This window comes from Thauera terpenica 58Eu (assembly GCF_000443165.1).
Taxonomy (GTDB): Bacteria; Pseudomonadota; Gammaproteobacteria; order Burkholderiales; family Rhodocyclaceae; genus Thauera; species Thauera terpenica.
On record NZ_ATJV01000091.1, the window covers coordinates 1 to 8069 of the forward strand.

The following is an 8069-nucleotide window of genomic DNA, read 5'->3' on the forward strand; positions in this document are numbered from 1 at the left end:
GACATCAAGGACCCCACGCAGAACATCAACTGGGTGGTGCCGCAAGGCGGTGAGGGGCCGATCTACCAGGGCATGTAAGCGCTGCACGAACCCGAGCTGGAAGGCAAAAGCCCCGCCGAATGCAATCCGGCGGGGCTTTTTTCACGGGTATGACGGAAGGCTTAGAACCTCACATTGACCCCGGCGTAGATCGAGCGCCCCATTCCCGGCACCGCATTGCCCCAGCGCGGAACCGCGCCCACGGGGTTGGCAGTCATGGTTGTGCCTTGACCCACGTAGGCGCCACCGAGCGGCAGGTAGTAGAACTTGTCGAACAGGTTCTCGACCCCGAAATCGACCCTGACTTGCTTCCAGGCGTAGCTGGTACGCAGGTTGAACAGGCTGTAGCCCGGCGTTTCGACTTCGTTCCTGACCTCGGACACGTCACGCTTGGCCTTCACCATCACCACTTCCAGCGCATTGTCCCAGCCGCCGTACTGATGGGTCAGCGTCAGCTTGCCGTTGAGCGGCATGATGTTGTAGAGATCTTCGCCGCTGTCCCGATTCTTGCCATCGGTATAGCTGAGCAAGCCCTTGAGTCCGAACTCACCCACCGCCGTCTTCGCGAGCGGCATCTTGCCCGACAAGTCGATACCGAAGAGGCGCGCGGACTGATTGGCCAGCTGCAGATAAACGAAGTTGTTGGTGGCCGTCAGGTTGGCTGCGTTGCAAGAACCGCCCAGGCTGGTCGGGCAACGGACGCCGTCGATGTAGTCCGTCACACGGGAGTAATAAGGCGTGGCGGTGAACTCCCAGCTGCGATCAATCGCATGCCAGTCGAAGGTCGCCGACACCGTATGGGCCTTCTCGGGCTTCAGATCCATGTCGCCGATGTAGCCGTTGCCGTCACCGAACCAGTTGATCATCAGCATTTCCATGCCGCGGCTGTACCAGCTGTAGCGCTCATACAGGCTGGGCGAGCGTACCTTGCGCGCCAGACCAAACTCGACATCCAGGCTGGGATCGACGGTGTACCTGGTGAGCACGCTCCAATCCCAGTTGTTGTCGGTGCGCTCGCGGTCGCGGTTGTTGAACGCGGGCACCAGCGTGGTTGCAGGCGCCACCGCATTGTTGTAAGCCTGAACCGGACCGGCGTCGGTCGTGACGCGCTCGAAACGCACCCCGGCAACGGTCAGCCACTGCGGAGCAAGTCGCCCCTCCCACTCGCCGAACAAGACCTTGCGGTCGCGCTCGCCATCATTGATGTTCCAGAACGTATTCGGCGCCATGCCGCCGCCAGACGCTGGCCACCAGTCATCGAGCTGGAAGCGCTGCAGCTCGGCGCCAACCCTGATCAGGTCTTCACCCGACAGCTTGATGTCGCCCTTGAGACTGAGGCCGGTATTGGTGCTCTCGGTATTCATCGGCATACCGGTGGCGCAGGCTGCCGTACCCACTGGCGCGCACGGCGTGCCATCGATAGCCCCCGGTCCGCCCGAACCCAACGGCGGCATTGCATTCCCATACCAGAAACGCTTGTCGGCGCCGAAGTCCATGAAGTGCTCGACCTTCTCGCGATACGCACGTGCTTCCAGCGCGCCCCAGTCGAACTCACCCTGGTAGCGCAGGTTCACCCGCGTCTGGTCGTTCTTGAGCATGTCCATGCGCTGGTTGGGCCAGAGCTCATAGGGAATGTCCTGCATGCCCAGCTTGGCCTCGAGCAGATGATCGCCGCCCTTGAAGGCGAAGCCGAGCTCATGGTTGCGGCTCTTGTAGGCGGTGGAGCCGACTTCGTCCAGCGCCAAGGTATGGCCGAGACGCCCGGTGGCGGCGAGGGTCTTGAACTTGCGCGCCGCGTCGTAGTTCTTGCTCTCGGCGGTGGAGCCCGCATAGCTCACGCTGAAGGATTCGGTGGCAAGAGTGGCCTGCAGGTTGGCACCCCACGCCTCCCCATTGCTGCGATAGAAGCTGCCAATCTCACCCGTGGTCAGCACGCCCTGCCCGGGCTGCGCAAACAGCGGCGGCTTCGATTCGGCGACGATGGTTCCCGCAATGCTGTCACCGCCGACACTGACGGGAGCCACGCCGGGATAGATCTCGAGCAGGCCGACATTGGACGGGTCCAGGTAGGACAGCGCCGGGTTCATGTGGTTGGGGCAGGCTGCGATCAGATCCATGCCATCAACCTTGATGCGGATGCGGTCATCGCCCAGGCCGCGAATGGCGGGCAGGCTGGACACACCGCCCGCGCCATACACGCTCACCCCCGGGACATCACGCAACAAGGTGGCGGTATCACTGGTTGCCGGCTTCAAGGCCTCTACGGTCTGGGGGGCAACCTCGGTCGGGCCGACGGCGGTAGCCGTCCCGGTGACCACGATCTTTCCCAGCGTGCTTTCCTGGGCGTGTGCCACCCAGGGCATGGCGAGGGAGACGGCAAGCGCGAGTGGAAGGCGTCGAAAATTCGTTTTCATCATTGAAATCTCTGGATTGCGTCAATCTGGATTGAGTCGGCGCAGAGGGGCCGTGCCCGATCACGGCACAAGGCCAGGCCTGCCGCAAAGCACGGCAGACCATCTGCGCTTTCAAAGTGGGGACTGCAGCGGCGGCGCAGCCGGATCGGCGGCCGCCTCAGGCGAGGCTCAGTGCTTGCCGTGCTGCATCTGCTGGCCACCGCTGGGGGCATTGAGCGGGCGCGCGTGGGCCTTGAGCTCTATGGTCTGGCGCGCACCATCAGCGGCCTCGACCACGATGCTGATCGGCACCTCATCACCATCTTTCACCTGTTGCTTGAGCCCCATCAGCATCACGTGATAGCCACCCGGCTTGAGCTCGACAAGCTTTCCAGCGGGCAGATCAAGGCCAGGAATCGCATTCATCTTCATGACACTGCCATCCATGATCATCTCGTGGATTTCGACCACGTTGGCAACGGGTGAGTCGGCGCTCACCAGGCGCGCGTCGCCGTCCGACGTCAGACGCATGAAGGCTCCGGTGGCCATTTGTTGGGGCACGGTGGCGCGCACCCAGACGTCGTCCACAGTGACATCGGCGAATACCGGCAGGGAGGCAAAGCTTAGTGCGATAGCAAGAGCGAATTTTTTCATGACACGAGTCCTCGATGGTCGGGTCGAAGGCGAGGCACAACGACACGTTCCAGTAACAGGGCAAACCTACGGCGTTTCAGTGCAGCGCCGGGATGGCCGGCGCAATGCAGGCTAAGGCGCGCGATGAATCGCGCCACCTGGCTCAGGCGAAAAACGGCGGGGCGCGAGGACTGGCGGGCGACCACGTGAACAGTGGGCGTGGAGCGGCGAGAAACAGCCGCGGCACAGCGGCGCGCATGCCCTGCGCCACGAGCAAAACAGTCGACTCGAGCGCTGGCAGCCCGACACCAAGGTTGTGGGATGAGCAATACGGACAGGAATACCGTGAATTTTCCGACGAGTCATCGGACTCAGCGCCGCCGGCAAGCATCGAATCGAGATAGTGCCCCGCCTCGGCAAGCGGAATCTGAACGTAATGCACGCCGCCCGCCGAGCACACATCGATCAGCAGGCTGTCAGTGCCACTTGTCATCGCACGGCTCACCGCCGGCGCGAACGCAGCGAACAACATCGCGGCGATGGCAAACCAGGCGTGGAGGCGGCGGCGGAAGCGGTTCATTGAGCTGAGGCAGAGCCCAAAAAAGGAGATCGATGAGCGCGATCTTACCTAAACGTCTTGCACAAGACTTGATCGCGATCAGTTCGAGCCGTCGAATGCCGCCGATGGGCCTGGCCCCGTCCGGAAAATGCCTGACGGGTGAGATCGATGGCGCAGCCAGGGCAGGGCCATAACGGTCTCAGCCAAGCCATGCGCGCGCATTACGGAACATGCGCAACCACGGCGAAGCATCCGGGCTTTCGTCGATCAGCCAGCGCGGCGCCCACGACATCTGCAGCGTACGCGCAGTGCGTTCAGGATGCGGCATCATCACCGTGAAGCGTCCATCTGCGGTCGTGAAGGCGGTCGCACCATCCGGCGATCCGTTGGGGTTTGCCGGGTACATCTCGGTCGGCGCCCCATGGTTACCAACGTAGCGCAAGCTGAGCAAGGCCTTGCTGCGGTCTTGCTCGCGCGCAAACACCGCGCGCCCTTCGCCATGGCTGACCACGATCGGCATGCGACTGCCTGCCATGCCACGCAACAGGATGGACGGGCTATCGATGACCTCGACCATCGCAAAGCGCGCCTCGAACTGCTCGCTGCGGTTGCGATGAAAGGTCGGCCAGGCCTCGGCACCCGGGATGATAGGAGCGAGGTGGGCCATCATCTGACAGCCATTGCATACGCCCAGCGCAAAGGTGTCGCTACGGCTGAAGAAGCCTTCGAACTGGTCGCGCAGGCGATTGTTGAACAGGATGGACTTTGCCCAGCCTTGCCCAGCACCCAGCACGTCGCCATAGGAGAAGCCGCCGCAAGCCGCAAAGCCGTGGAAATCGGCCAGATCAATGCGGCCCGCCTGCAGGTCGGACATATGCACGTCCACCGGCGTGAAGCCCGTGCGCTCGAAGGCCGCGGCCATCTCGAGCTGAGAATTGACCCCCTGCTCACGTAGCACGGCGATTTGGGGCCGCAAGCCGCTGGCAATGAAAGGCGCGGCCACGTCTTCCCTGACGTCGAAGGTCAGGGACAAGGACAGGCCAGGATCACTCACATCGGCGAGCGCGTCGAATTCCTGCTGGGCACACTCCGGATCGTCACGCAGCTTCGCAATGCGATGGCTCGTCTCCGACCAGGCCTGCAGCAGTTCGACCCGTCTCGCCCCGAAAACCAGCTTGGCGTTACGGCGCAGGCGGATCTCGTCCTTGGTGTTGGGTTCACCAATGAAGTGATAGGCCAGCGCGGCGGCACGCAGCTGCTCGGTGACGCGCGAACGGTCCGCACGACGAATCTGGATCACCGCTCCCAGTTCCTCGGCAAACAAACCGGCAAACAGATGGTCATTGAAACGACCCTTGAGCGTGTCGGGCTTCTTCTCCAGCCCGTCTACGTCATTCATGTAGGGGTCGTAGCAGACCGTGTCGAGCACCAGCGACAGACCGCAGCGTGCTGCGAAAGCCATCTCGCACACCGTGGCGAATAGGCCACCGTCGGAACGATCGTGGTAGGCCAGCAACATGTCGTCGCGACGCAGCTGCTGGATGGTCTCGAAGAAAGCCTTCAGCTGCAGCGCGTCGACGTCGGGTGCGTGCTCGCCGACCGAGTTGTAGGCCTGCGCGAGCACCGAGCCGCCGAGGCGATTCCTGCCCTTGCCCAGATCGATCAGCAGCAGTTCGGTGTCGACACCCTCCGGCAGCTGTAACAGCGGTGTGAGCGTATTGCGAATGTCCTGCACCGGCGCAAACGCGGTGACCACCAAGGACAGGGGCGAGACAACACACTTGTCCTCAGCACCGTCCTGCCAGGCCGTGCGCATGGAGAGCGAATCCTTCCCGACCGGAATCGACAAGCCCGCCTCAATGCAGAACTCTGACACCGCCTTGACCGTGTCGTAGAGCTTCGCGTCCTCACCACGATGTCCGGCTGCCGCCATCCAGTTTGCGGACAGCTTCACTGCCCCCAGGCTCTCGATGTCGGCGGCGGCAATGTTGGTGATCGCCTCGCCCACCGCCATCCGCCCCGAGGCGCAGGCGTCGACACAGGCCAGCGGCGTGCGCTCACCCATCGCGAACGCCTCGCCACGGTAGCCCTGAAAACTCATCGCCGTCACCGCGACGTCGGCCACCGGCACCTGCCACGGTCCGACAAACTGGTCACGTGCGGTCAGGCCACCGACAGAACGGTCGCCAATGCTGATCAGAAAGTTCTTGCTGGCAACGGCTGGCATGCGCAGCACACGCATCCCGGCTTCCTTCAGATCCAGGTCAGTGGTATCGAAGGGCGGCAGATGCACCGCGCGCCGTGACACATTGCGTGTCATCCTGGGTGGCTTGCCGAGCAGGACCTTCATCTCCATGTCGACCGGCTTGTTGCCGAAGTGGCGGTCGGAGACGACCAGCTGTCCATCTGCGCTGGCCACGCCAAGCACCGCAAAGGGGCAGCGTTCGCGCTCGCAGAAGGCCTGGAACATCGGCAGACTCTCGGGCGCGACCGCCATCACGTAGCGTTCCTGCGACTCGTTCGACCATATCTCGCGCGGGCTCATGCCCGGCTCTTCGATATGGACTTCGCGCAGTTCGATGTGCGCACCCAGCCCGGCATGATCCGCGAGCTCGGGCATCGCGTTCGACAAGCCCCCGGCGCCGACGTCGTGAATCGCAATGATCGGGTTCTTGTCCCCCTGCTGCCAGCAGGCGTCGATCACCTGCTGGCAGCGGCGCTGGATTTCAGGATTGCCACGCTGCACGGAGGCGAAGTCGAGGTCAGCGGCATTGGTGCCGGTCGCCATCGACGAGGCCGCCCCTCCACCCAGGCCAATCAGCATGCCCGGGCCACCGAGCTGGATCAGCAGCGTCCCCGGCGGGAAAGTCGGCTTGTCAGACTGCTGCCCCTGGATGCTGCCGAGGCCGCCAGCGATCATGATGGGCTTGTGATAGCCGCGCACCTCACCCTGGACTTCTTGCTCGAAGGTGCGGAAATAGCCCGTGAGGTTGGGGCGACCAAATTCGTTGTTGAATGCCGCTGCGCCAATCGGCCCTTCGATCATGATCTCAAGCGCGGAGGCGATGCGATCGGGCTTGCCGAAGGGTTTCTCCCAGGGCTGGCCAAAATCGGGGATGTTCAGGTTGGAAACAGTGAAGCCCGCCAGACCCGCTTTCGGACTCGAGCCCCGCCCGGTCGCACCCTCATCCCGAATCTCGCCACCAGCGCCGGTGGCCGCACCCGGGAAAGGCGAAATCGCGGTCGGGTGATTATGAGTTTCGACCTTGGCGAGGATGTGGGTTGTCTCTTCGTGGTAGCGGAAGGCGCCATCACCATCCGGGTAGAGACGCGCGACACGGGCACCCTCGATGATGGAGGCATTGTCCGAATACGCCACCACCGTGCCCTCAGGGTGAGCCCGGTGGGTGTCCTTGATCATGTCGAACAGCGACTTCTCCATCGGTCGCGCATCGATCACCCAGTCGGCATTGAAGATCTTGTGCCGGCAGTGCTCGGAGTTGGCCTGCGCAAACATCATCAGTTCGACATCGGTCGGATTGCGTTGAATGCGGCTGAAGTTCTCGAACAGATAATCGATCTCGTCTTCGGACAAGGCCAGGCCCAGTTCAGCGTTGGCCTTTTCCAGGGCTTCGTGACCACCCGCGAGGATGTCCACCGTGCTGAGTGCTTGCGGCGCGTAATGATGGAAGAGCGCCTCTGCTTCGAGCACGCTGTTGAGCACCGATTCGGTCATGCGGTCATGAAGCAGCGCCAGCAGCGCGGCGTTGCCCTCGGCGCCGCGCCCATCGATCGAATACGCGATGCCGCGCTCAATGCGGACGATCTTGTCGAAACCACATTGATGGGCAATGTCGGTGGCCTTGGACGACCACGGCGAAATCGTTCCGAGACGGGGCACGACCACATGCAAGCTACCCACAGGGGTAGTGGACGTTGTCGGATGTGCGTCAATCAGATCGATCAGCCGACGCTGCTCTTCATCGGACAGTGGGGCCGAAACTTCGACGAAATACCAATACTCGGCAATGATCGCCTTCAGCTTGGGCACTACCTCGCCAGCAGCACGCAGAAGACGTTCCCGACGGGAGGGGGACAGCGCCGCAGCGCCGCGCAGCTTGAGGATCGAGGTCATGTAATTCAGGCACCGAATCGGAGCGCAGACCGCTGCCCTTCACAGGCAATTCAGCCGGCTCCATGTTGAACAATGCAGCATTATAGCTGAGCCGTCTCGGCTCATCCCGGCACTGATCGCCGAGCGCAAAGCGGAGTCCGTGCTGTCGTTGCGCGTTCAAGAGGGATCGATGGGCTTGCGGGCGCGGTGTCAGCCTGACTTCATCAGACGACGTCGGTTGTGCGCGTCCACGCAAAAACCCCCTTGTACATTTTTTTGCACAAGGGGGTTTTTCATATAATTAGTCTGACGATGACCTACTTTCACGAGG

The 8069-nt window shown here is 62.6% G+C and carries 5 protein-coding genes; 1 reads left to right on the forward strand and 4 read right to left on the reverse strand.

All coding sequences use genetic code 11. The features are described from left to right. The coding region (locus tag M622_RS40850) for a 4Fe-4S dicluster domain-containing protein (protein WP_157281923.1) at positions 1-78 on the forward strand (78 nt) is incomplete at its 5' end. An 83-nt stretch (positions 79-161) separates the two neighbouring features. Here the strand turns inward: M622_RS40850 and M622_RS36135 are convergent. From M622_RS36135 to purL, 4 genes are all read right to left on the reverse strand, one after another. After that, entirely contained in the window at positions 162-2456 is a 2295-nt protein-coding gene (locus M622_RS36135) for a TonB-dependent receptor (protein ID WP_021250614.1), read from the reverse strand. Between the two features lie 165 nt (positions 2457-2621). After that, positions 2622-3086 carry a copper chaperone PCu(A)C gene (locus M622_RS36140; protein ID WP_021250615.1) on the reverse strand — a complete coding sequence of 155 codons (465 nt, stop codon included), beginning with the start codon at positions 3084-3086 and terminating at the stop codon, positions 2622-2624. Positions 3087-3228: 142 nt separating this feature from the next. Then, positions 3229-3645, reverse strand: coding sequence for a DUF2946 domain-containing protein (locus M622_RS36145; protein ID WP_021250616.1), 417 nt, complete (start codon positions 3643-3645; stop codon positions 3229-3231). A gap of 178 nt (positions 3646-3823) precedes the next feature. After that, a complete protein-coding gene (gene purL, locus M622_RS36150) occupies positions 3824-7759 on the reverse strand; it encodes a phosphoribosylformylglycinamidine synthase (RefSeq protein ID WP_021250617.1) in 3936 nt (1311 codons plus the stop codon). Positions 7760-8069: the final 310 nt, after the last annotated feature.